The organism is Paenibacillus lacisediminis (assembly GCF_046567315.2).
Window position 1 is genome coordinate 295,629 of record NZ_JBKIAX020000008.1, and the last position, 25,736, is coordinate 321,364.

At 54.5% G+C, this 25,736-nt stretch carries 18 protein-coding genes and 2 riboswitches; of the genes, 13 read left to right on the forward strand and 5 right to left on the reverse strand.

Annotated features, from left to right (window positions below; translation table 11 throughout):
* Positions 1 to 335 precede the first annotated feature (335 nt).
* The 3 genes from ACLD72_RS17835 to ACLD72_RS17845 form a co-directional block, all read right to left on the reverse strand.
* Positions 336 to 1,304: a bile acid:sodium symporter family protein gene (locus ACLD72_RS17835; protein WP_410998825.1), complete on the reverse strand. Its 969-nt coding sequence runs from the start codon at positions 1,302 to 1,304 to the stop codon at positions 336 to 338.
* 685 nt (positions 1,305 to 1,989) lie between these two features.
* Positions 1,990 to 3,303, reverse strand: a complete 1,314-nt coding sequence (locus ACLD72_RS17840; RefSeq protein ID WP_410998559.1) for a glutamate-1-semialdehyde 2,1-aminomutase — start codon at positions 3,301 to 3,303, stop codon at positions 1,990 to 1,992.
* Positions 3,304 to 3,481: 178 nt separating this feature from the next.
* Entirely contained in the window at positions 3,482 to 4,609 is a 1,128-nt protein-coding gene (locus ACLD72_RS17845) for an LCP family protein (RefSeq protein WP_410998557.1), read from the reverse strand.
* A gap of 130 nt (positions 4,610 to 4,739) precedes the next feature.
* Between ACLD72_RS17845 and bcp the strand changes: the two genes are divergently transcribed.
* The 8 genes from bcp to ACLD72_RS17885 all read left to right on the forward strand — a co-directional run bounded on the left by bcp (position 4,740) and on the right by ACLD72_RS17885 (position 15,917).
* Positions 4,740 to 5,219: a thioredoxin-dependent thiol peroxidase gene (gene bcp, locus ACLD72_RS17850; RefSeq protein ID WP_410998555.1), complete on the forward strand. Its 480-nt coding sequence runs from the start codon at positions 4,740 to 4,742 to the stop codon at positions 5,217 to 5,219.
* Positions 5,220 to 5,921: 702 nt separating this feature from the next.
* Complete coding sequence (locus ACLD72_RS17855) at positions 5,922 to 7,565, forward strand: polysaccharide deacetylase family protein (RefSeq protein WP_458476082.1); 1,644 nt, start codon at positions 5,922 to 5,924, stop codon at positions 7,563 to 7,565.
* Between the two features lie 134 nt (positions 7,566 to 7,699).
* Positions 7,700 to 8,668 carry an AAA family ATPase gene (locus ACLD72_RS17860; RefSeq protein WP_410998552.1) on the forward strand — a complete coding sequence of 323 codons (969 nt, stop codon included), beginning with the start codon at positions 7,700 to 7,702 and terminating at the stop codon, positions 8,666 to 8,668.
* The gene (locus ACLD72_RS17865; RefSeq protein ID WP_458476083.1) at positions 8,665 to 9,972 is read left to right on the forward strand and encodes a DUF58 domain-containing protein; all 1,308 of its coding nucleotides are present in this window, start codon (positions 8,665 to 8,667) and stop codon (positions 9,970 to 9,972) included. Before ACLD72_RS17860 ends, ACLD72_RS17865 begins: the two co-directional genes overlap by 4 nt.
* A complete protein-coding gene (locus ACLD72_RS17870; protein WP_410998547.1) occupies positions 9,959 to 12,328 on the forward strand; it encodes a DUF4129 domain-containing transglutaminase family protein in 2,370 nt (789 codons plus the stop codon). The genes ACLD72_RS17865 and ACLD72_RS17870 overlap by 14 nt, the downstream gene beginning before the upstream one ends.
* 77 nt (positions 12,329 to 12,405) lie before the next feature.
* Positions 12,406 to 13,944, forward strand: coding sequence for a glutamine-hydrolyzing GMP synthase (gene guaA, locus ACLD72_RS17875; protein ID WP_410998545.1), 1,539 nt, complete (start codon positions 12,406 to 12,408; stop codon positions 13,942 to 13,944).
* A gap of 555 nt (positions 13,945 to 14,499) precedes the next feature.
* Positions 14,500 to 15,075 (forward strand): sigma-70 family RNA polymerase sigma factor, encoded by a 576-nt coding sequence (locus ACLD72_RS17880; protein ID WP_410998535.1) that lies wholly within the window; start codon positions 14,500 to 14,502, stop codon positions 15,073 to 15,075.
* Positions 15,072 to 15,917 carry a hypothetical protein gene (locus ACLD72_RS17885; protein WP_410998533.1) on the forward strand — a complete coding sequence of 282 codons (846 nt, stop codon included), beginning with the start codon at positions 15,072 to 15,074 and terminating at the stop codon, positions 15,915 to 15,917. The genes ACLD72_RS17880 and ACLD72_RS17885 overlap by 4 nt, the downstream gene beginning before the upstream one ends.
* A gap of 76 nt (positions 15,918 to 15,993) precedes the next feature.
* Here ACLD72_RS17885 and ACLD72_RS17890 read toward each other — a convergent pair whose 3' ends face one another.
* Positions 15,994 to 16,671: a vWA domain-containing protein gene (locus ACLD72_RS17890; RefSeq protein ID WP_410998531.1), complete on the reverse strand. Its 678-nt coding sequence runs from the start codon at positions 16,669 to 16,671 to the stop codon at positions 15,994 to 15,996.
* A complete protein-coding gene (locus ACLD72_RS17895) occupies positions 16,629 to 16,898 on the reverse strand; it encodes a TerD family protein (protein ID WP_410998529.1) in 270 nt (89 codons plus the stop codon). The genes ACLD72_RS17890 and ACLD72_RS17895 overlap by 43 nt, the downstream gene beginning before the upstream one ends.
* Before the next feature lie 289 nt (positions 16,899 to 17,187).
* Positions 17,188 to 17,288: riboswitch (purine riboswitch) on the forward strand.
* Positions 17,289 to 17,437: 149 nt separating this feature from the next.
* Here ACLD72_RS17895 and ACLD72_RS17900 point away from each other — a divergent pair.
* The 5 genes from ACLD72_RS17900 to ACLD72_RS17920 all read left to right on the forward strand — a co-directional run bounded on the left by ACLD72_RS17900 (position 17,438) and on the right by ACLD72_RS17920 (position 25,722).
* Positions 17,438 to 18,808, forward strand: a complete 1,371-nt coding sequence (locus tag ACLD72_RS17900) for an NCS2 family permease (RefSeq protein ID WP_410998527.1) — start codon at positions 17,438 to 17,440, stop codon at positions 18,806 to 18,808.
* 202 nt (positions 18,809 to 19,010) lie between these two features.
* Positions 19,011 to 19,100, forward strand: a riboswitch (cyclic di-GMP riboswitch).
* Between the two features lie 71 nt (positions 19,101 to 19,171).
* Complete coding sequence (locus ACLD72_RS17905) at positions 19,172 to 20,668, forward strand: polysaccharide deacetylase family protein (RefSeq protein WP_410998525.1); 1,497 nt, start codon at positions 19,172 to 19,174, stop codon at positions 20,666 to 20,668.
* Positions 20,669 to 20,728: 60 nt separating this feature from the next.
* A complete protein-coding gene (locus ACLD72_RS17910) occupies positions 20,729 to 22,051 on the forward strand; it encodes a nucleotide sugar dehydrogenase (RefSeq protein WP_458476084.1) in 1,323 nt (440 codons plus the stop codon).
* A 27-nt stretch (positions 22,052 to 22,078) separates the two neighbouring features.
* Positions 22,079 to 24,025 (forward strand): glycosyltransferase family 2 protein, encoded by a 1,947-nt coding sequence (locus ACLD72_RS17915; protein WP_410998521.1) that lies wholly within the window; start codon positions 22,079 to 22,081, stop codon positions 24,023 to 24,025.
* A 2-nt stretch (positions 24,026 to 24,027) separates the two neighbouring features.
* Positions 24,028 to 25,722, forward strand: a complete 1,695-nt coding sequence (locus tag ACLD72_RS17920; protein ID WP_410998519.1) for a polysaccharide deacetylase — start codon at positions 24,028 to 24,030, stop codon at positions 25,720 to 25,722.
* Positions 25,723 to 25,736 lie beyond the last annotated feature (14 nt).

Consider the following 25,736-nt stretch of genomic DNA (forward strand, 5'->3'; position numbering starts at 1 on the left):
GATGAACAGGTCGAAAGGCGGCCTTTCGCCACTAAATCGTGAAAATAGCGCCATAAAATTCCTCTATTTCACGCAACATGGGGGATATCGCTGAAATAGCGCCCTTTTTTTCCTCTATGCTGTCACCCGAATCTACAATAGACTAATTTTTCCGTTTTCTCAAGTCTTCACTTGCCATCATGCTAACGTTATTTCCAGAATCGTCTACTAGATAAACGAAAAAACGACAGGGCCGGCGCGGACTTTTTAGGCAGATTCCGCCGTTGCACCATTTGCGAGAGGTGCAGTTTCAGGCGGCGGTGAGGCACAACGTCTGGCGGCGGTGAGGCGCAGCGTCAGACGGCGGAAGCCGTGTCGGTCCGCTCCTGCGCGCGGGATTGGCGGCCGATCACATAGCCGACCAGTGAGGCCATCATCTGCTGAAACACCATGCCGAGCACGACCGGAACGGCCACCGGGGCGGGGAAGTACGTAACGGCCAGCACCGCGCCGGCGCTGATGTTGCGCATGCCGCCATTGAAGACGAGCGCAACCTTGTCGGCCTCGTTCAATCGCATCAGCCTGGAAAAGCCGAAGCCCAGAAGGTAGCCGATCGTAGCAAGCAAGACGATAATGGCCCCAAGACCCAACAGCCGCGGGTTGAAATTTGTTAAATAAGGAGCGACGACCGCGCCGTTGATCGCCACGACGACGGCCATGGCCAGTTTGGAAAACGGGTTCAGCCACGGGCCCCAAGCCGCAATGACCGCCCCTTTGCTCCACTGGTTCATCAGCATCCCGAGCAGCGAGGGGACAACGATCATCCAGAACAGGCTGCCCATCATCGCGGCGGCGTCGAGCTGGACGTTCGTGCCGACCAGCAGCGCCAGGATGCCGGGAACGACGAAAGGCGCCAGAATCGTGTCAATCAGGATAATCGACAAGGTGAGGGCGATGTTACCTTTGTAGATGCCAACCCATACGAAACTGCTGACACCCGTCGGGATGGCGGCGGCGAGAATAAATCCGGTAATCGTATAAAAATCCCCCGGAAACGCGAGATGTCCCAAACCCATGGCGAGCAAAGGCATCGCCAAATGCAGGATAAACAGGCAGAGAATCAGGGGCAAGGGTTTTTTAAGCACGTTCAAAAAATCCTTGAAGCTCAGGCTGATGCTCCCGGCAAAGGTCATGAAAGCGAACAGCCACGGGGACAGGTACGTATAAGCAGACAGACTGCCGCCGCACAACACCCCGATCAAAATGCTGGTCGGCGTAATCAAGGGCATCATCCGGTTCAGTTGTCGGTTTATGGTTTGCAGCATTTCCAGCAACATCCTTTATACATCTGCTTCTTTTAGTATAGACCTGTCCTGCGAGAACCGTAAATGGGATAGCGCCGCTATTTGTGACCGTCCGGTGAGAACAAAAACCGAAAATGAAGGAACAAAAGGGGGCTCAACCTAGAAATCAGTGCTTGACAGCCGGCTATTGGATCGGCCAACCGTCGGCTGGACCATCAAAATAGCGGAACTTTATGTTCTTATTATTCGGAGCTAGGCATGTTCATCCCTATTAGCGACATTTTTTGTCCTTATTTATCTATGGATGGTCCAGAACGCGGGTATTTACTTGTGATTCAAGTAAATAGCGACATAAATTTCCTCTATTTCTCATTGAGTGAGGGATATCGCCGAAATAACGCCAAAAATTACCGTTATTATCGGTGGGCTTGAGGATGCCATGATTCCATTCCGAACTCAGCGTGAACGGCCATCCGGAAAGTGACACCGAAGCCCGATGCCGAAAACCTGAAGTCGAAACCCTGAAGTCGAAACCCGACATTGAAACCTAACACCAAAGCCCGCCCCCCCAAAATCCGACGCCGAAAATTTGACGCCGGGAACCCGGCGCTGAAAACGTGAGGCCGAAAACCCGACGTTACATGAGGCCGAGAACCCGACGCCGAAAACGTGACGCCAAGAACTCGACGTCAAAAACGTCATTCGTTTACTGGCCGGCGATTTCCTTAAACGCGGACTCGGCGGCTTCGAGCGTAAAGTCGATGTCGCTGTCCGTGTGCGCAGTTGTCAGGAACCAGGCTTCGAATTTCGACGGTGCGAGATTGACGCCGCGGTTCAACATCGCCCGGAAAAAGGCGGCGAACGCCGCGCTGTCGGTGTCCTGCGCCTCGTCGTAATTGGTGACGGGGTGATCGCAGAAGTGCGTCGAAAACGATCCGCGGATGCGGTTGATCGTCAGCGGCACCCCGTGCCGGCGGGCCGAGTCGGCCAGGCCGTCCGTCAGCTTCGCGGCGAGCCGGTCCATCTCGGCGTAGACGCCGGCGCCTTGCAGGACCTCAAGGCAGGCGATGCCGGCCGAGATGGAGGCGGGGTTGCCGGCCATCGTCCCGGCCTGATAGGCCGGACCAAGCGGCGCCACCTGCTCCATGATCTCTTTGCTGCCGCCGTACGCGCCGATCGGCAATCCGCCGCCGATGATTTTGCCGAGCGCGGTCAGGTCCGGCCGGATCGCTTCGTGATTCGCCAGCCCGGCGTACGTTTGCGCCGAGCCGTAATGGAAGCGGAAGGCCGTAATGACCTCGTCGTAAATGACGAGGGCGCCGTACTGCCGCGCCAGCCGGCAGAGGTCTTCCAGGAAGCCGGGCTTTGGCATCACCATGCCGAAGTTGCCGACGATCGGCTCGACCATAACGGCGGCGATGTCGTCGCCCCACCGGTCCAGCGCATCCTTCAGCGCCGAAGCATCGTTAAACGGCACGGTGATCACCTCATGCGCGATGCTGGTTGGAATGCCGGCGCTGTCGGGGATGCCGAGCGTGGACGGGCCGGAGCCGGCCGCGACCAGCACGAGATCGGAATGGCCGTGGTAGCAGCCAGCGAATTTGATGATTTTGTTGCGCTTCGTATAGGCGCGGGCGACGCGGATCGTCGTCATGACCGCTTCCGTGCCGGAGTTGACGAAGCGGACCTTGTCCATCGAAGGGATCGCTTCCTTCAGCATTTTAGCGAGCCTGATTTCCAACTCGGTGGGCGTGCCGTAAAGCGTCCCGTTCGCCGCCGCCTCTTGAATGGCCCGCGTTACGTGCGGATGGGCGTGCCCGGTAATGATCGGCCCGTAGGCGGCTAAATAATCGACGTAGCGGTTGCCGTCCACGTCCCAGAAATAAGCGCCCTCCGCTTTTTTCATAAAAACGGGCGCCCCGCCGCCCACCGCTTTAAAAGACCGGGAGGGGCTGTTGACGCCGCCGACGATATGTTTGAGCGCTTCCTCGTAAAGATGTTCGGATTGCGATCGGTTCATAATGCAAAACTTCCTTTCAAGGATATTGGTTTGAAAACCCCGGAGCCGCGTCCCTGAAACAATTCAGTTCCGCAGACTCCGGGGTTTCCGGGGTTGACTTCATCCGGGGGAGCGTGTTCCTCAAGCTAAGCCGGATGGTGGGCAACTGCCGCGATCCTAGGCGATGACCGCCGGCCGGTTAAGCCGCCGGCGGTTCCGCCGTTTCGCCGCCGTCAGCGCTGCTCCCCGTTCGGCCGTCGCTGCTTGAACTGCCGCTGTTTCCGGTGCTGCTTTTATCACTGCCGCTGTTACTTTCGGAACCGCCGCTGTTCTCCGTGGAATTTTGACTGCCGTCCTCCGTTTTGGATTCTTCCGCTTTGTTGAACACATCCTGAACGTACTGCTTCAGTTCGTCTTCGCTGCGAATGCCCAGTACGTCCGATCCGCCGACGGTTTCTTCCTTCAATAGCTCCATCGGGGGAATCTGTTCGCTTGCTGCCATCTGGCTGTCATAGCCGACGGTGGCCAGCTTCCACATATCCTGCACGGACAGGTTCGTATCGATATAAGGGTTCACCTTCTCCAAAATCGAAGGCAGCTTCATGATCGAGGTCGTCGACTTCAGCTTATCCGCGACGGCTTTCAGGAAGTTGCGCTGCCGCTCCGTCCGGGTGTAGTCGGACATGGCGTCATGGCGGAAGCGCACGTATTGCAGCGCCGTTTTGCCGTCCAGATGCTGCTGCCCTTTTTTCAGGTCGATGTCGTATTCATGGTTATCCGCTTTACTGGTGTAATGCATGTCTTTTTCCACGTAAAAATCGACGCCGCCGACTGCGTCCACCAGCTCGATAAAGCCTTGGAAATCGGTGTATACATAATACTGGATCGGGATGCCGAGCAAATCGGACACCGCCTTCATCGCCGTATTGGGGCCATGGGTGATCGCCGTATTGATCCGCTCCTTGCCGTAATCGGGAATATCCGTATAAGTATCGCGCAAAATAGAGAAGAGATAGGCCTTTTTGGTGACGGGATCAAGCGATGCGACAAGCATCGTGTCCGAGCGGGGGATTTCCCCTTTTTTCAGGCCGCGGGCATCCACGCCCATCAACAAAATATTGACCCGTTCCGTCCCCTCCCATTTCGGAGGTTCCTCGGCCTTGGTCTCGGTAGGCTGAACATTATAGAAAGGGGATTCTTCTCCTTCTTTCTTAAAGTTGTCCACCTGATTATATATCGCGATAAAATAGTAAGCCACGAATGCGGCGATTGCGATCACGACTCCGATCACCGACCAGAGGATCGCACGTTTTGTGCGTGTCGTCATTATGTTCGTTCCTTTCAGAAAAAAACGATAAGTTCGAATTTCATATATAGATATCCTAATATCATTACATTATAATTTTTTTTACAAATACAATCAATTTTAGATTAGGAGCTTGAAGGAGGATACGCATATGACGGAGCATCAGTTGGAGGTGGGCGAGCCCGTTCCGGATTTCCGGCTTCCCGCAAGCGGTGGTGAAGAGATATCGCTGGAGCAGTTTCGCGGGCGCAAGGTCGTCCTTTATTTTTACCCAAAAGATTCCACCCCGGCCTGCACCCAGGAAGCCTGTGATTTTCGCGATCTCGGCGCGATGTTTGCCGAATACGGCGCGGCTGTGCTGGGGATCAGCGGGGATTCGGTCAAGTCGCACGACCGCTTTAGCCAAAAGCAGGGAATCACCTTTCCGCTGCTCGCGGACGAGGATCATGAGGTTTGCCGGAAGTACGGCGTTTGGCAGCTAAAAAAAATGTACGGCCGCGAATTCGAAGGCATCGTCCGGTCCACTTTTTTGATCGATGAGGAAGGGAAGCTGCTGAAGGCGTGGCGCGGCATCAGAGTCAAAGGCCATGCCGACCAGGTGCTGGAGGCCGTTAAAGAGGCGGGCCGGTAAGCAGGGAGCTGGCTCCGGTAGGCAGAGATGATGATACACTTCCGCTAAGTTTGGCCTAGGTATCGGCATTTCATTGGATAATATCCAGTAGAATTGGAAAATGAATGGTAAATACGGGCGCTTGATTGGATATTTTCCAATAGATGAGTCTCGACAGGGTGTAAAATGGGCGATTTGAACGAAATCTACTGGATTTTTTCCAATGAGAGCTCCCAATAGCGTGCGATTTCCGGCGATCTATTGGATTTTTCCAATCAAAACTGCCCGCCCCCCCTAAACTCAGGTCACCTTTCCTATGGGGGACCATCAAAGAACCGCCATTTCTCCGGCGGTTTTTTCTTTTGTCCGGGCACTCGCCAGCCGGCCGCCGTTCGTTGATAGCGGCGGGTCTCCTCGTTTCGCTAACGGACACCAGAGACTTTATTGGGGGTAAAACGTAGGGTGTAAAATTGTAACGGACTCAGGAGCCTTTATTTCCAAGAAATCTTCGAATAACTTGCCTTGTGGAGCCGAATAGCGGCATCTGTGTCCGTTAGAACGGGAAATACCCGGGAAATGAGCGAATAAGGTCATTACAGTCCGTTACGGTCCAATACGGGGGACGACGGGGTCTATTTCCGTTTCTAGCTTCATACAATCTACCAGAAAGCCAAATGAATCATATAATCTCATTTAATCATAGCGGCGGAGGTAGAAAAAACGATGAATAGAAAATGGAAATTTGGTCTAGTGGCAATTCGTACGGTGTTGCTGTTAACAGCGCTTGTTTGGATCGTGAGTGTCCCGCTTGGCATTCAACCGCAGGGGCAAAGGTGGCCGGAAGTTGCGGCGCATGCGCTTGCTCAGCCGCCGGCAGATTCGCTGGCGGCAAATAAGGGGGCGGCAAAAGCGGGGGAACATGGCGGGGAGAACGGGGCGCAGGTGTTGGGAGTAGATGCTGTGCTAACTGCGGCAGCTTCTTTTGCAGCCGAACAAGTGCAGGGGATAGCGGCCCAAGAGCGGCTGGAGGGAGCGGCAGGAACGCTAGCGGCGGAAACTGCGTGGACGGACGCAACGGCAGCGATCGCCGCAGCGACAGCGGGAACGCCAGCGGCTGCAGCCAATGAAACGGCCAAGGCCAGACCGGCGGGTGGTAAAGCCACTGTTAAAGCCGCCGACAAAACCACCAACAAAACCACCAACAAAACCACCAACAAAACCACCAACAAAACCACCAACAAAACCACCAACAAAACCACCAACAAAACCACCAACAAAGCCACCAACAAAGCCACCAACAAAACCGACGGCAAAGTGGTGTACCTAACCTTTGACGACGGGCCCAGTCCGCTGACGGACAAGGTGCTGGACATTTTGAAAAAAGAGGACGTTCCGGGCACTTTTTTCGTACTTGGCGAGCAGGCGAAACGCTACCCCGAGATGATCCGGCGGATCGAGGAAGCCGGGCATACGCTCGGCAACCATACCTATAACCACGAATACAAGGAGCTTTACGACAGCTTCGGCCATTTTTGGAAGCAGGTCAAAGCCACCGAAGAGGTGCTGCGCGGAATCACCGGTGAACGCACGCCGCTGGTTCGCGCTCCGGGCGGGACGTACGGCCATTTTGACGAAACGTATTTCAACCTCCTTGAGCTCGGGGGCTATAAAGTATTCGACTGGAACGTGGACAGCGGGGATTCCCGCAGAAAAGGGGTTCCGGCTTCCGAAATCGTTAACAACGTTGTATCCGCGAACCAACCAAATCAGGTCATTGTGCTTCTGCACGATGGCGCGGGACATGGGGAATCCGTCAAGGCGCTGCCGAAAATCATTCAACACTATAAGAAGCAGGGGTACGCGTTTCAAGCGATTTCCCCCGATCAGCCGCCTGTACAATTTCATCTTGACCCTTCCATGAAAAAGAAACATAGAACCATCCCGTCGGACGCCTGGGTGAAAGCCAATGTTGTGCCCAACGCTGCTTTGTTCGGTCCGGATTTGCCGTTAACGGTAGAAGCGGGAGGCGTGCAAACCCGGTTGGAAAGCGGGGAGTACCGGCTGCAGGAAGGGCAATACCTTGTCCCGCTGCGGACGACGATGGAACGGCTTGGAGCCAAAGTCCATTGGGACGGGGACAACCAACGCGCCGTCGTCGTATGGGGGAATGCGAAAGTGACCTTCGATCCGAACGCCGGCACGGCGACCGCGGAGCGCACAGGAAGCCCCCAGGTCAAATATGACCTGATTTTCGAACACAAAAACGAATCGCTATGGATGCCGCTGCGGATTCTTATGGAAGCAACGGGTCATCCGATCGCTTCGCTCACGTTGCGCGAGGATGAACGCCGGGTGACCGCGCTGTAACTGATACCTGCCTGACCGGGACAGGATTGTTTTGCCCGTATCTCTCATTCATGTCTATTTTCGCTAGTTTCTGGGGAAACTGGTAGATAGATTGGTTGGAAGTTTTCCGCCTGCCTAGAAACGGAGGAGATACGATGAATCAGGATCAGGCTCATGATCTGCTGCAGCGGCTGGTCAGCCGGGTGGATCGAGTCATTGTCGGGAAAAAAAGAGAGATCGAGCTGGCGGTTGTCGCCATTCTGTACGGAGGCCATATTTTGCTGGAGGATGTTCCCGGCGTCGGCAAAACGATGCTGGTGCGGACGTTGGCGGCTTGCCTCGGCGGGTCGTTTGGCCGCATCCAGTTCACGTCCGATTTGATGCCTTCCGATGTTACCGGAGTTACGGTCTATCATGCGCAAAGCGGGCAGTTTGAGTTTCGGCCCGGCCCGGTATTTTCCCATATTGTACTGGCTGATGAAATCAACCGCGCGGCACCAAGAACGCAATCAGCTTTGCTGGAAGCGATGGAGGAGCGGAAGGTGACCGTGGACGGAGTCACCCGGGCTTTGCCGAAGCCTTTTTTGCTGCTGGCCACGCAAAATCCATTGGAATACGAGGGGACCTACCGCCTGCCGGAGGCGCAGCTGGACCGCTTTTTGATGCGGCTGACTTTGGGGTACCCGAATCCGGAGCAGGAGCTTGAGATGCTTGGCCGGCTGCAGGAGCAACATCCCCTCGCCGAGTTGAAGCCGGTGCTGCTGCCCGACGAAATCGCCGCGATGCAGCGGCAGGTGCGGGGGGTATTGGTGGATGACGTCGTCAAACGTTATATGGTCAGCCTGGCGGACGCCTCGCGCCGTCACCCGCAAGTTTCCCTCGGCATCAGCCCGCGCGGCACGCTGGCTTGGATGGGGGCTTCGCAGGCGATGGCTTATTTCAAAGGCCGCTCGTTTGTTACGCCCGATGATGTCAAAGCGGTTGCGGAAGCGGTGCTGGTCCACCGGATCGTGTTAAAAACCGAAGCCAAAATCGCCGGAATCAGCGGCGAGCGGGTGCTTAGGGAACTGCTTGCGAAGGTGGATGTCCCGATTTTTGCCCGGTCTTCAGGAGTGCCGTCATGAGAAGCGGGATTTGGAGATGGGCGGCGGCCCTGACGGCAACGGGGCTGCTCACGGCATGGTATTTATGGCGCGGAGGCGCGTCTTCTTTCTTTTTGGCCCTGCTGCCTTGGTTCGTGATGCTGCAAGGCGCGTTGGCATTATGGTGCGGGCCGAAGCGGATGAAAGTGGTGCGGTCCTGGGAGCCGGATCGTCCGGCAGACGGGGATGGGCTCGCCGTGAAATTGACTGTGACTTGTCTAAGCGGATTGCCGCCGCTGTGGCTGCATGTGGAAGATGATCTGGCCGCAGAAGTTTCGGTGGTACGTAACAACGGCAGAGCAGGCAAGTTGTATTTCTCCGGGTTTAGCAGGGTTTACAGCGGGACTTATCATATTGAAGAAATCAACCGGGGGATTTACGAAAACAACGCGGTGCGGCTGACCTGGGGCGATGCGCTCGGCTGGTTTAAGCGCAGCTTGCGGGTGGAGACGGAAGACGTTTTGATCGTCCCCCCACGGCCGTTAAGTTCCTATCCTTCGCAAACGATGGAGGCGTACGGCGATGATGAGGGCGGTGGCGGTCCGTACCGCCAGCAGGCGGCATCGCCGTCCGCGCCCGGCCGGCTGAGGCCGTACATGGCCGGGGATCCGCTGCGCCGAATTCACTGGAAACATTCGGCGAAGACGGGAACGCTGCTGACCCGTATTCCGGAGGAGCAGGGGAACGTGCCGCGTTACTTGCTGCTTGGTACGGATGAAGCGGATTACGCCGCGCCGCGAGGCCAGGTATCCGGTCAGCGGCGCTCCGCCGGCAAGGACCGGTTCGCAGCTGCGCCGGCGGCCTGGGCCGCAGAGGCTGATCGCTTTGAGCTGGCGGTATCCGCCGCGGCGTCCTGGCTGCAGCGGGAAGCCCGGTACGGGATACCGGGGGAACTGCTGCTTAGCCATGGCGGCATGGATGGCATCGCCACGTTATCCGGGTATGAAGGACTGGCCTACGGCAGGGAACTGCTGGCTGGGGTTGATCTCGGCAAAGGGCTGCCCGCGAAGGCGGTGCTTGAGCGGGACTGGCCGGAATTGTCCGCGCAGGGACGATCTGTAACGGTCATTACCGGACAGCTGACCCCCGGATTGACGGAAGCTGTTTTGCAGCTGGCGGAAGCGGGCGTCTCTGTCGAGCTGTGGTGCGCGTGCTCTCCGGGCGGGGTGGAGCTTGATGACGCGCTTGCCTCCCGCCTGCGGGAACATGGCGTTGCCGTTTGTGGCCTGACGCCCCGGCACTTTGAACTCCCCCGAAAGGAGGGAGCGGAACATGCCAGCGCCTAGTTCAAAGGAAGAAACGGCAGCCTTGGCTGTCTCCCCTGCGGAGGGAGGAATTTCGCGTCCGGATGCATCTTGCGGAGCCGTCCCTAAAGACGAGGCCCCGGCCTTCGGATTGCGGCTCGTTTTATCGGCGCTTTTGTTCGGACTGTTTGGGGAATGGCTGTATCCGCTGTATGCATTTGTCGCCAATGACCAAGCGGACACGGTTACTCTTTTTTTCGTGTTGACGGGACTGCTGTTATGCGCCGGATGTTTGCGTTTGCCGTCTTTTTTATATGCCATGATCCCTCCGCTTCTGGTCGTCTGTTCCTTATTTTATCTTCATGGGCAGGCGGACGGATGGATCAGGTTTATTGACTTGGGAAAACAGCTTGGCGCTGATTTGGGCGAATTTATGCAAACCGGACGGCTGAGCGGCGTCAGCATGGAATTCCGCACTTTGCTGCTGCTGATCGGTTGGACGCTTCTGGTCGTGTCCGTGCAAATGCTGACGCTCGGCAGGCAAAACATCCTGCTGTTCCTGGCGATGACGGTGCTTTATTTGGTCGTTCTGGAAACGGCCGGAGGCGCCGAGTTATATCTGGGGCTAATCCGGTCCGCAGTGCTCGGCCTGATTTTACAGGCATTGGTGTTCGGCAAGCGTGACCCGGGTTACGCCTCGGGCCGGGGAAGCCTGCTCGGCTCCGGGATTGTTCTGGTTTGCGTGGCCGGCGCTGCGCTGCTGAGCTCGCAGCTTCCGGTTCAGCCGATCCGGCCGGTATCCTGGCAGCAGATTGCCCAGAGCCTGTCCGAGTGGAGCGGCGCCGAACTGACTGCAGAGCAGGAAACGGCGGCGGTTTTCAGCGTTTCCGGGTACAGCCGCAGCGACGCCGAGCTGGGGGCTCCTTTGCAGCTGCGGCACGATGTGTATTTCACGGCGCTGTCGCCGCGGAATACGTATTGGCGCGGGGAAAGCAAAAGCGTCTACACGGGGCGGGGCTGGATTCAGCCTGCTGCGGAGGATGGCGCGAAAAGTGCAGGGACGCGGGAAACGCAAAACGCCCCGGCCTCCGGGCCTGCCAATCCCGGCGCCGCGCCGGTCACGGAAGAAATCCGCCAGACGGTGATGTTCAATGAACCGCTGACCGGGCGGGTAGCGCTTCTTTCCGGCGGCATTCCCGTGCGTTCCGGATTTGTTTTTGGCGGCGAACAAACTCCCCGGGTTCAGGTGAATCCCCGCTTCGACCCGCTCGCAGACGCGTTGGTGATCGATTACGCCGCCGCGGCCGAGCAAATCTACGGCTACGAAGTGACCGCGCTGCTGCAAACGCCCCCGGGCCCAGTACTGCGAGACAATCAAGGCCCCGACGAAGGGGGCATCGCCGAACGTTATCTGCAGCTTCCCGATTCCTTGCCGGAACGGGTGCGGAATTTGGGAAAAGAGCTTGCAGCCGGTACAAGCAGCCGCTATGATGCGGCTCTGGCCGTGCAGCGCTATTTGAAGAAAAACTATGCCTACAACCTGGATACCCGGCGCCCGCCGGCGGAGGCCGACTTTGTCGACCGGTTTCTGTTCGAGGACAAAATCGGCTACTGCGACCATTTTTCCAGCGCGATGGTGGTGCTGCTCCGCAGCGGCGGCGTTCCGGCGAGATGGGTGAAGGGCTTTGCGCCAGGCGAACGGGCAGCGGCAGGCCGTGCTGGCCAGAACGAAACGATGCAGCGGATTACCGTGACATACGCGGACGCCCATGCCTGGGTCGAGGTTTATTTTCCCCAGGCCGGCTGGGTGCCTTTTGATCCGACGCCCGGATTCGGCGAAGCGCTTGCTGCTGGCGCAGGCAACCCCGGCGACGCGACCGGCGGGAACGCCGGCACGGGGCTGCTCGAATGGCTGAACCAGGCGGTGACCAGCGTGCAAAAGCTGGCGGCCGAATGGACAGCCGGCGCTGCCGAAACCGCCGCCGGCTGGCGGGAAAAGCTGCAGCCCGGGACGAATCCGTTCGTTTGGACAGCCTCGCTGCTTGGTGCCGGGTTTGCGGTTTTGATCGCCCGGGAAATCGCCTGGCGCGGAAATCGGCTGCAGCTGTGGCTGTACCTGCGCCGGCCGCGCCGCAGTTTCCCGGGACGAAGCGAATTGCTGACGGCCGCCGACCGGGTATGGCGGGAGCTTGGCCAGTGTTACGGGCCCAAACCGCCGGCGATGACGGCCAGGGAATATTTGCTGTCCGCCCTCCAGGGCAGACCGGGCTTAACCGGCGCGGCCGAAGAGTTTGTGGCGATTTGGGAATCCCTCTATTACGGAGGGCGGCAGCCCGAGCGCAGGGAAAGCATGAAGTTTCTGAAGCATTGCCGAAATTTGGCCTTTCGGCGCCGCTGATTCCCGGCCCTGGCTTCCTTGACGACCTCTTTCGTCGTTTCGTATAATTAGTGTCATAATTTGAGGGAGGCTCGGTCATGAATAAGCCAAATGAAATGATTGTCGTCCTTGATTTCGGAGGGCAATATAACCAGCTGATTGCCAGACGGATCCGCGACTTGGGCGTTTACAGCGAACTACTGCCATTTAATACGCCGGTGGAGCGCATCCGGGAGCTGGCGCCGAAGGGGATCGTGTTTTCCGGCGGACCGTCGAGCGTTTACGCCGAAAACGCGCCGCATATCGATCCGGCCGTGTACGATGTCGGTGTGCCGATCCTGGGCATCTGCTATGGTATGCAGCTGATGGCGCATCAGCTTGGCGGGAAAGTGGAACGTGCGGCAAAAAGAGAATACGGGAAAGCGGATGTTGATTTTGCCGAAAATTCGGTGCTGACCCGCGGGCTTCAGGCCAAGCAAACGGTGTGGATGAGCCATGGGGATCACGTGACGAAACTGCCTGAAGGTTTTGTGGTGGAAGCCTCCACGGAACATGCCCCGATCGCAGGCTTTGCCAATGCCGAGCGCAAAATGTACGGCGTCCAGTTCCATCCGGAGGTCCGCCATTCGATCCACGGCAATGAAATGATCCGCAATTTCCTGTACGAAATCTGCGGCTGCGAAGGCAAATGGAGCATGGAGACGTGGATCGAGGACGCGATTCGTGACATCCGCGCCCAGGTCGGTGACAGCAAGGTGCTGTGCGCGTTAAGCGGCGGCGTCGACTCTTCGGTTGTGGCGATGCTGATCCACAAAGCGGTTGGCGATCAACTGACCTGTATGTTTATCGACCATGGACTGCTGCGCAAAGGCGAAGCCGAAAGCGTAATGGAGACGTTTGTCGGCAAGTTCGACATGAAGGTCGTCAAGATCGACGCGCGCGAGCGGTTCCTGTCCAAGCTAGCCGGTGTCGACGATCCGGAACAGAAGCGGAAAATCATCGGCAACGAGTTTATCTACGTGTTTGAAGAAGAGTCGCGCCGGTTTGACGATTTTAAATTTTTGGCGCAGGGCACGCTGTATACGGATATCGTGGAAAGCGGTACTGCCACGGCGCAGACGATCAAATCCCACCACAATGTGGGCGGTTTGCCGGAGGACATGAAGTTCAAGCTCGTTGAACCGCTGAAGACACTGTTTAAGGACGAGGTCCGCAAAGTCGGCGAAGAGTGCGGTTTGCCGAAGGAGATCGTGTGGAGACAGCCGTTCCCGGGCCCAGGCCTGGCGATTCGCGTTCTGGGCGAAGTCACGGAGGACAAGCTGAAAATCGTCCGCGATTCCGACTACATCCTGCGCGAGGAAATCGCCAAAGCGGGACTGGATCGCGAGATTTGGCAGTACTTTACCGCCTTGCCGAACATGAAAAGCGTAGGGGTTATGGGCGATGCCCGGACTTACTCCTACACCGTGGGCATTCGCGCTGTGACGTCCATCGACGGTATGACCGCCGACTGGGCCCGCATTCCGTGGGACGTGCTGGAGAAAATCTCCGTGCGCATCGTCAACGAAGTCGATAACGTCAACCGGGTCGTGTACGACATTACATCGAAACCGCCGGCAACGATCGAGTGGGAGTGAACTGGATTTTCAATTGACGTGCAACTATAGATTGTAATAAAATACTCCCTTTTATCTGCGTTGTTCAGCAGATAAAAGGGAGTATTTTTTCAACCTTATAAAATGGGCATGGTAGAGGGCGAAGCGCAGGTAGAGAGAGGAGGAGGAGAGGAATCAGGGGGCTAAGGGACACCAGAGCCGTTATTTGAGGAGAAACGGAGGATTGCAAAATGTAACGGACACAGTGGACCTTATTTACCTCAAATTGGCCTGGATGAACAGGTTTAGAGCGAAATAGGGTCGCCTGTGTCCGTTAGGCTGGGAAATACCCGGGAAATGGGCGGATAAGGTCGCTGGTGTCCGTTAGAGCAGCGTCCAAAGTTGAGGAGGAGCCTCCAATCGCTCCAAAGTAGAAGTCAGAGCCACTAAAGGACGCCGTCAGGCGTTTTTTTATATCGATAGGAAAGATTGTTAATGCTTTTGTTCATTTTACGTATTAACATATGTGAGTTCCTTCATTACAAATTGCGCAATTTGTATAGCTGCCGCTGAAGCCAAGGTGGAAGGAGGGTGTGGATGGAAGTTATCCAGAGTAAAATGGAACGTTACCAAAATACAGAAAAATCACGTGCGGCGATCATGTCAAAAGAGGAATTCACACAGATATACAATACGTATTTCCAACGTGTTTACAAGTATATCTATTATCGCATTAATAACCACCATGCGGCGGAGGATATTTGCAGTCAGGTGTTTGAGGCCGTGATACGCAAGTATTACAGCTTTTCACAGGAAAAATCCAATTTTGAGGTGTGGTTGTTTGCTATTGTAAGAAACGCTGTAACAGACTACTTCAGGGCTCAGAAGAAAAGAAACCACTCCTCACTGGATTCTTTGCTGGAACTGATTTTTCCCAAGCCGTCTCCTGAGGAGCTGGCGATTCGCGAGGATAATAACCAGGCACTGTTCAAGGCTCTCGCTAAGCTGCGGGAGAAGGAGCGTAACATCATCGCAATGAAGTATGGGGCTGGACTGAAGAATTCCGAAATCGCACAGATCATGGGTGTCAGCGAATCCAACATTGGAGTCGTACTGTATAGAAGCCTAAAAAAACTGCATCTTTTCTTACAGGCGGGGGGATTCAAAATATGAATAAAAAAAATAATCTCACAGATTTCAGCGAGACCATAGAACTGCTTGAGAATACAGAACAGGGGAGCGACACCTCCAAAGCAAGGATTTATAACCGCTTGATATACAAGCTGGATCAGGGAACTATTAAACCCCAATCAAGGGAAAAGGACGGGATCACGATGAAAAAAAGCAGTTGGCGAACAGCAGTGGTGATTGGCGGTGCGGTCATTTGTCTGGGCGGGGCATTTTCTGCAACCAGCTATGCACAGGAAATGTTCCAAACCATCATGGCAAAGTTTAAGGTGGGGAATCTCGAGATAACGCAATATGATAAGGAAATTCCTCCTGCTTCTACGTCGTTCACTCCATCTGAAGATGGAAAAAGCGAGCGAGACGGCGTCATTGAATTGCCGGCTTCGGCCAAGCTGACGATAGATGAAGCCCGTGCAGCGCTAGGAATGAACTTTCCGGCCCCTGACTGGGTGGCAGACTATAAGTTTGAGAACAGTGTTCTTCAGGGCACCGGCATGGTCGAATTACAATACAATTCAGGGGATAAAGCTGTCAACTTTCTGATTTCCAAGGGTGGAGAAAACGGGATCGGCACTACCGAAGAAGTGAAAACAGAGGTAATCAACGGGACTACGGTCTATTTTGCCAATGGAATTGTGATTTGGGAAGAAAAGGGCTTTACAGTCGAACTGTATTCCCAAACCGATTTTGACAAAACCACACTCGGAAAAATCATCGGCAGCTTTAGCGTTGGCGCTCCGGTTGAGCCCTTAGAGGCTGATGTGGTGAATAAGAATGTGGAGAAGAGTAGATCTGGAGCCGCTGGCCCGGCGCCGGCCGAAGATTGAGGCACAATGAGCGGGACTAAAAAACGGAAAGACGCTACCAGCAAGTTGGTAGCGTCTTTCCGTTTTTTCATACAAACTAGGCCAATATTCCTTTGGCGCGGGCTTCCTTGATCCATACCGGAAATTCATTGAGCAGCCGGTCATACAACTCCTCGTCGCTGATGGCGGAAATATCGTCCAGCGCAAAGAAATTCGCGTTATCGATAAAGCGCCCTGGCATTTCGTCCAGCTTCTGCAGCACCCCGTAATTGGCCTGCCCAAGCCCAACAAATTGCCAGAACAAATTTTTGGTGGAGCTTTCGGTAATAAGCCGTGCAATCTTATTTTTTTGACCAACCCCGCCGTCGCTAAAAAAGATAATGTAAGTTGGTATGTTTACATTGGGTTCCTCTACCGTATACCTGCGGATAATATCCTCCATCACCGGAGGTTCATTGTTCGTGCCGCCTTTGCTGCCTAAAGTATATGTACGGGCAATGTAATTTTCATAGTCTCTGGCTGTAACGCTTGGCGCACGCAAATAATCCTTGGCGAAAAACCATACATCCAGCTCGCCGTTATCGTCAAATGTTGCAGCAATCGCCAATATACGTTCAAAGGCTTCCTGCACGATGCCCTTGCGGTACAGGTGATACATGGAGCCTGACGCATCAAAAACAACGGCCACACGCGCCTTGATCGGTTCGAGCTGCTTTTTCTCAAGCGTCAGTGTTACTTTGCGTTTGAGCAGATCGATTTTGGAGCAAAAGAGCATTTCAAATTCTCGATTTGCTGCAAAATCACACTTCGCTGCGGATCAGCGGTCTGATTATAGAAAACAAAATAGTCGTCCGAAGGAACCTTGCCGCTCTCGTTGACCATAAAGCAGCTGACATCGAGCGCTGACGGAGCCGAGGCGCATTGAATGGTGATTTGCAGTTGATCCGTTTCATGAAGGCCGGTGTTTTGTCCCGTATTCAGGCTAACGATAGGATTTTCCATAGTGAATTCGCCTCTTCCTCTCTGGTGATTAATAGACAGCTATTTAAATTCTGAGGGAAATGTTACCATAAGTCAATTGGTTGGCCGGATTAACCGGGACCGAATAATACGCGATCGTCTGGAGCACACTTTACCATAAGCAGGCAGTAATCGTTTAAATTTGTATAAAAACGAACGATCAACTGTATATCATAAAGAAATATTCGTTTTTTCTATTGACAATCTCTTCGCCCGTGCCTAGAATAAATCATGTGACAAGCCCTGTTAAAGGGTTTGTAAGGATTCGACGAATACCAATTTAATTCTTTTTCGTATAATTCCGGGAATCGGCCCGGAAGTCTCTACGAGGTCACCGTAAATGATCTTGCTACGAAGAGAAGAAGCGGCGCAGGGCTTAGGCGTGGAAAAGCGAGTTTCGGGTTTTTCGGCAGGCCTATGCGGTTCTCATGCTTCTTCTGGCTTACGGGACCCGGGGAACATTTATTGACCTCGGGCTTTTTGTCGTTTTCCGACTCATTTTAAGGGGGAGAATTTTTCTTATGGATCGGTTCTTTAAGCTTAAGGAACACGGAACGAATGTAAGAACGGAGATTATAGCAGGGATCACCACGTTTATGACGATGGCGTACATCTTGTTTGTGAACACGATCTTTTTGGGACCCGGCGGAGCAGGCATTCCGGTGGATGGGGTATTTTTCGCCACCACGGTTGGTGCCGGGCTGATCACGATTCTTATGGGATTGTTCGTCAACATCCCGATCGCGCTGGCACCGGGCATGGGGCTGAACGCCTACTTCATGACCGTGGTGCTTAGCTCGGGTGGGGCTATCACTTGGCAGGCGGCGCTTGGCGCGGTATTTATTTCCGGTATCATTTTTCTGATTCTGACGGTGACGAAGGTGCGCCAGCTGCTGCTGGTCGCCGTGCCGCAGAGCATTAAGGCGGCCATCACGGTTGGCATCGGCCTGTTTGTGGCCAGCCTCGGTTTGAAGATGAGCAACCTGATCGGCGCCAATCTGTCGGGGGTAACGGACACGTCCGCCACGGTTCCCGGCAGCAGCATCAACTTCACGCTGGGCGATTTCGTCCATAGCCCCGATGTCCAATTAACGTTGATCGGCTTGATTTTGATTGCCATTTTGATGTCGCTGCGGGTCAAAGGAGCGCTGTTGATCGGGATTATCGCCACGACCATAATCGGCATTCCGATGGGCGTCACCAACGTTTCCGGACTTTCCGGCGCCAGCTGGCTGCCCGCTTTCGACAACCTTGCGGTAGGCCAGCTCGATTTGGGCGCGGCTTTGCATCTGGGACTGTTTGAAATTGTTTTTGTATTCACGTTCGTTGAATTGTTTGATACGTTCGGCACTTTGGTCGGCACGGCCACCCGCGCCGGCTTGATGAAAAACAAAGAAGAAGGCGAGAAAAAAATCGGCAAGGCGATGCTGGTGGATGCGGTTGGCGTCAGCGCGGGCGCGTTTCTTGGCACCAGCACGATCACTTCCTATGTAGAGAGCACCGCTGGTGTGGCCGAAGGCGGACGCACCGGGCTCACTTCGGTAACGACGGGGATTTTGTTCCTCCTGGCGCTGTTCATCGCTCCGCTAGCCGGTGTTGTGCCCAGTGCGGCAACGGCTCCGGCGCTGATTATCGTCGGCGTGCTGATGATCGGCCAGGTCAAATCGATCGAGTGGGATGAGTTCTTGCATGCATTCCCGGCGTTTTTGACGATCGTATTGATGCCTTTTACCGGAAGCATCGCCAACGGGATCGCCGCCGGTTTAGTCTCTTATGTCATTCTGGGCGGATTCAACAATCTGTTCAGCAAAAACAAAGTCAAAATTCATTGGCTGATGTGGGTGCTGGTGGTTCTTGTACTGGCCCGCTACATTTTCCTTGGTACCGAATAACGGGATTATCTCGGCCAACAAGGGTGTCCGCTCCGAAAGGAGCAGGCACCCTTGTTTTTTAGCTCTATTTTTAGGAAATTGGACATGGAAGGAGCTGGGGCTAAAATCCCGAATATTTTTTTGTGAATCCGCTTTTTTTCATAAACAATGGATTGATTTCCAGCGGGAGTCGATTATAATAAATTTAAATAATTAAATGAAACGAAGTTAAAGGCAAACTATTCGAAAGGATAGGACGCAAAGTTTGGAGTCTAAAGCGTGCAAGCAGCGCTATGATTGTCCGGCCGCCATGCAGGAATGGCGGTTTTTTTATTTTCAGTGTTTTGATTGGTAAAAATTAACTTTCAAGAAGAAGGTGAACTCATGATATCGCTTGGAGGACAAGGGGCCCGTGCCGTACGGATCGGTATCGCCATAGCCCTGCTTGCGTTTTGGGTGGCCGGCTGCAGCCGGGCCAATCCGCAGGCGGACAACGGGGATGGGACTTCTTCCCTTTCCGGTGTTCAGACCGTTTCATCACAGCAGCAGCCAATTACCCGGTATACCGGAGAACCGAGCAAAGCTTTGTCTTTTGTATACACAGCCAAAAAAGAACTTTCCCTAACGTTTGACGGGTTGGGCGATCGCGAGACGATCATGCGTTTGCTGGATGAGCTGGACAAGTACCAAATCAAGGCGACGTTTTTTGTCCCGGGCATGCGGGTGGCCGAGGAGCCTGATCTCGTCAAGGAATTGGTCAGCCGTGGTCACGAGGTGGAAAACAATACGTTGACGCGCGCCGACTTAACGACCTTAAGCTATGAAGAAATCTATAAAGAAATCAACCGTACCAACGGATTGATTGCTGACGCTACAGGTAAGACGCCGCAGTTTGTCCGGACCCGGGGGGCCCGCATAAGCGACGATGTCCGCCTGGTGGCGGCGCAAACCGGACTGCAGGCTGTCGTTTCCTACAACATTAACCCGAAAGACAGCGACATGCAAAGCGCCAAGGAAATCGGCGATTACATACGGAAGTACATTAGCCGCGGCGGCATTATTGCGCTAAATACGGACGTGAATCCCGAGGTGGTATCCTCCATTTCCTATATTGCGGATGCGGCGAACGAAGTGAGCTATAAGCTGGTGCCGCTCGCAAAGCTGGTGCAAGACGGAGGGGAGCGGAAGCCGCTGGAGCAGATTTCGGGATACGATGCCGCCCGGATCAACCCCGATTACAAGCAGGCGGACTATAATCTGATTTATAACGCCAAAGATATCGCCAAATGGAACTCGCACGGCAAAAAGGTCGTTGCCCTGACCTTTGACGATTGGGGCAGTGATTTGACCGTCACCCGTCTGTTGAAAGTTCTGTCGGATCATGACGTTAAAGCGACCTTTTTTCTGCGGGCGAACGGCGTGGAGAACAACCCGAACCTGGCTCGAGCGATTGTTGAAGAAGGCCATCTTGTCGCCAATCATACCTACACTCATCCCGTAATTACGCAAATACCGCCCGATGAGCTGCAGGAGGAAGTGGTCAAGGCGCACCGCGTCATCACCGAGGCGATTCAACAGCAGCCGGCGATGTTGTTCAGACCTCCAACCGGGGAGATCAACAAAGAAACGGCCAAGGTGATCGCGGCCACGGGGTATAAGACGATCGCTTTGTACGATGTGACTACCCTGGACTGGAATTCCGACCATGACGCTCAGTACATTTTAAACGGGGTGCTGCATCAGACGACCAACGGCAGCGTTATTTTGCTGCATATGCTTGACGGTATCCATACACTGGAGGCTTTGCCGGAAGTGATCGACCAGTTGAAGCGGCGGGGTTATTCCTTTGTGCTTCTGGACGAGCTGTACGGGATGAAATAAAGAACGGACGCTTACTTAGCATCTATGAATACTCAAGGGGAAATGAACGGAGTTGAACTTATGGATTTGGATCAGTTATACACAAACATTGCGAAGCGGACGGCCAAGCTGGCTGTCGTTGGACTAGGGTATGTCGGCTTGCCGCTGGCGGTCGCATTTGCCCGGAAAGCAAACGTGATCGGATTTGACTTGAATCCTCGGAAAATAGCCGATTACCAGGCGGGAAAAGATCCCACTGGCGATGTGGGAGCCCAGGCGATTGGGGCGAGCGGGATTGACTTCACTGCGGATGAGACAAGGCTGGGGGAGGCATCGTTTTACATTCTGGCCGTACCTACCCCGGTTCAAAATGATAAAGTGCCGGACCTCACTTACGTCAAGAACGCCAGTGCCATGGTCGGCAAACATTTGCGCCCCGGCTCGGTGGTCGTATACGAGTCAACGGTTTATCCCGGCGTCACCGAGGAAGTGTGCGTACCGATCCTTGAGGCGGAGTCGGGGCTTACATACGGGATTGACTTTAAAGTCGGCTATTCCCCCGAACGGATCAATCCGGGCGATCAGGTTCACCGGCTCGAGAACATCGTGAAAATCGTTTCCGGCATGGACGAGCAGACGCTTGGCCTTGTGGCGAAGGTTTACGAGCTAGTGATCGAGGCGGGAGTTTACCGGGCCGAGAGCATCCGTGTGGCCGAGGCGGCCAAAGTGATTGAAAACGCCCAACGCGACATCAACATCGCCTTTATGAACGAACTTTCCATGCTGTTTCACCGGATGGAGATCGACACGAAAGCGGTGTTGGCCGCGGCGGGAACCAAATGGAATTTCCTCAAATTCACCCCGGGGCTGGTCGGCGGTCACTGCATTAGCATTGATCCTTACTATTTAACGTATAAAGCAGAAGATGCGGGGTATCACTCGAAAATCATTTCCGCGGGACGGCGCATCAACGACGGGATGGGCAAGTATGTCGCCCGCAGCATCGTGAAGCTGCTGATGCGCCTGCGGAAAGATTTATCGGATGTGAAAGTAGGCATTCTGGGCCTGGCTTATAAGGAGGACTGCCCTGACTTTCGCAATACGAAGGTTACGGATATTATCGAGGAATTGCAGGAATATGATATCCAGCCGCTTGTCTATGATCCGTGGGTGGACCCGCAGCTTGTGTATGAAGAGCACGGACTGGAGCTGGCAAATTTGTCCGATTTGCGGGATTTGAACGTGGTGGTACTGGCTGTGCCTCACAGCGAATTCCTCGGCATGAGCCGGGAGGATTACGACCAGTTGTTCGGGGCGGACAAGAGCAAAGTGTTTGTCGATGTTAAGGCGGTTTTTGCTAAAGGCGATTTTGAAGCGGCGGGCTACCACTACTGGAGCCTTTAAAGGCCCGATCTTATACGTTAAGGGGCAATGAACTTGAGAAAAAAGAACCAACAAAAACAGCCGGTTGAAGTGCTCTCCACGCCCAAGGCAGACCGGCGATTACTTGCCCATGTCCCAGACCCGGAGAATATCCGCAAGGCGTTGGACCGCAGAGGCGGATTCCGGTTAAATGACGAGGTGGACGGTACCGCTGCCGACAGTAAGCTGCCCCGTCTGCTCAGCCTGCGTTATGAGGCCGATTTCCCCGTTACCTTGTTCCCCCAGGGGGACGGTAAAAAAGCGGGGAAGAAAGCGGGCGCAAAGTCCGGGATACGCGGAATGGCCGCGGATATTTCTTCAACGGGGATTTTGGTGGAGCTGGAGCCAGGCGATGCCGAAACGTGCCGAGAGGGCGACGTGTTCGAGCTGCGCTTCAACATTCCGCCGGGGACGATGCCGGAGGGTTTTGAGTCTAGGGTAAAAATAAAAGCGACGGTCATCCGCCGGTTTACCCGTGAAACGCCGGACGGGGAGAAACCGATGGCCGCGCTTGCTTTTGAAAGCAGTCTTTACAATTACTTTCAGAAAAGGCGCTGGGGTTACTCCGTTTATACGGCGAGCGGATTGCTGTTCGTCGCGATGACGATCATTTTGCTGATGCGCGTCGAAAGCATCATCTATTTCAAATACAATATCCTCCTTTATTTATACAGCCTTACGGCGGCCGTATTTTTGCTTACCCGGTATTTTTTCGGGGCCTTGTACCGCAACGTGCCGGTCAACCCGGATTACACGCCGGGCGTGTCGATCATTATCCCTTGTTTTAATGAAGAGCAATGGATTCAACGCACCGTTCTCAGCTGCATCAATCAGGAGTATCCGATCGACAAGCTGGAAGTGATCGTTGTGGACGACCGTTCGACCGACAGATCGGTGGAGCGGATTAATGAGATCGTCGAGCGCCTGCATAAGGAAGCGAAGCGCTTTGACATTCGGAATCGCCTCCGGCTGGTCGTTTTGCCGGAGAACGGGGGCAAACGGGTCGCTTTGGTCAAAGGTGTAGAGATGGCCAAACATGATTTAGTCGTGTTCGTGGATTCGGACAGCTTTTTGGAGCCGGACGCTATCCTTCACCTCGTGCAGCCGTTTCAAGATCCGAAGATGGGCGGGGTGGCCGGACGTACGGATGTGGAAAACAAATATACGAATTCGATTACGAAGCTGCAGACGGTTCGATATTATATCGCGTTTCGCATCATGAAAGCGGCGGAATCCTGGTTCGACAGCGTCACCTGCCTGTCCGGTCCGCTGTCATGTTATCGGAAAGAGCTGGTGCTCAAATACGCGGACGACTGGTTAAACCAGAAGTTTCTTGGTCAACCGGCAACGTTCGGCGATGACCGCAGCATGACCAACTTCATTCTCCGCTCCCATCGGACGGGGTATCAGGACAACGCGATTTGCTCCACCATCGTGCCGTCCAAGCTGGATGTTTTCCTGAAGCAGCAGATGCGCTGGAAGCGTTCCTGGCTGCGGGAGTCGCTGCGTGCAGGGACGTTTATCTGGCGCAAAGAACCGTTCATGGCCCTGTTTTTTTACATAGGCCTGGTTGTTCCGATCGCCGCTCCGATCGTTGTTTTGTACAATCTCGTATACGTCCCGCTTGCTTACGGTATTTTTCCGGGCACGTTTTTGATGGGACTTATGTTAATGGCATTATTGATGAGTTTTGCCCATCTTTTGTTCCGTAAAAGCAAGCTGTGGATTTTCGGTTTGGTATTTTGCGTTTTTTACGAGCTGGTTCTGCTTTGGCAAATGCCGGTCGCCTGGGTGACGTTCTGGAAATCCACTTGGGGTACGCGGGAAACGCCGCAGGACGTCGAGGCGAGAGCCAAAAAAGAAAGCCGCAAAGCGAACAAACGGAGCGGAACGTTTTTTAAAAATCTTTTTCATCATTCGCAAAAGGACAAGGGTTCATACAGTGAGGTTGACTGACTATGGGAAAAAACAAGCCGCGCAAGGCGCTTGATGTCGGGCGCAAAGAACGGAAAAAAGCGGTCAAATCGGCCATTCAGATTGTGGTGCTGGCTATGGTGCTGGTGTTGTTGGTGCACACCGTGGCGGGAATCCACCGTTACCGGGAGCCGGACAAGGCAGCCTGGCAGCAAACGCGGGGATTTATCGCCTTGTCCTATTATGGAGTGGATCGAAACGGGACACGCGGGCTGATCGCCAAAAGCCGCTTGGATGAGCAGCTGCAAATTTTGCATCAAAACGGGTATGTCACGGTTTCGCAGCAGGATATGCTTGATTTTTACCAGCACGGTAAGCTGCTGCCGCCAAGGGCAGTGTATTTAAGCTTTGAAGACGGACGCAGCGATTCCGCCTTGTTCGCCCAGCCCCTGCTGGAAAAATACAATTATAAAGCGACGATGCTATCCTATGCCGACCGACTGGACGTCGTGGATCCGAAATTTCTGTCGGGGCCGGAGCTGCTTAAGCAAATGCGTAGAGGTTATTGGGAATTGGGCAGTAACGGGTATCGTTTGACGTATATCAATATTTTTGACAAGGACGGGCGGTATGCCGGGACGCAAACCGAGCAGCAGTTTAAGGATAAAGACGAGGCGCAATATTATACACACTATTTGATGGACTTCATCCGCGACGCCGATAAGGTGCCTTTGGAAAACCGCCGGGAAATGGAAGCGCGTATCAACCAGGATTACCGGCTTATGGAGCAGATTTACCGGGATAAGCTGGGGTTCGTTCCGAACGTTTACATGATCATGCACGCCAATTCGCTGCACAACGGAATGAATCCTTTGGTGGAAAACGTGAATTCCGGTAACATCGAACGGCTGTTTAAAATGCACTTTAACCGCGAAGGACAAGCCTTTAATGACAGCGGCGGCGATTTGTACGATTTGACGCGGCTGCAGCCGTCTCCCGGCTGGTACCGCAACCATTTATTGATGAGAATTGCGGGGGACACCGGGGAATCCTACGATTTTTACGAAGGCGACAAGAAGCGGGCTGATCATTGGCAATTGCTTGGCGGGGCTGCTGAATTCAGGGGTAACCGCATCATATTGACCTCTCCGGAAAACGGCAAAGGCCTGCTTTATCTTAAAGGGAGCAACGGCTATCAAAATGTGAAGGTGTCGCTGCAGATCGCCGGGAACATCATCGGCTCGCAAGCGGTTTATTTACGGTACGACCGCCAGACCGATGCTTACGCGAAGCTGATCGTGGAAGACAACCTGCTTCGCGTTGTGCAAAAGGAGCCCGGCCAAACGGAAGAAAAGACCTTGATCTCCCGAAATCTCGGCAGTTTAAAAGGCGTATCGGAGCAAACGGCGATTGGGCGCAAGCTGGACGTGACGGTTGCCGGCAGCGGGTTGACCCTGCAGGTCGGCGGGGAGGCCGTCGCGCCGGAAATCCCAATCGCGTCTACGCTTGCCGCGGGCGGCTTGGCTTTGGAAGCCACGGCTAGTGCAAACCATAGCAAAGATCCCGTGTATGACGGCGTGTTTGACGATGTGATCGTCGCCGAGGCCGGGCAAAACGCCGGCGGGGAGCCTGCGGGCAAAGTACTGTTTTCCAACGGATACACCCCGCTGCAAAAAGTGGTCAACGGCGTTAAGTGGACGTTTGACGCGCTGGTCAACTGGGCGATTGACACCTTTTGACCGAGGAAACAACA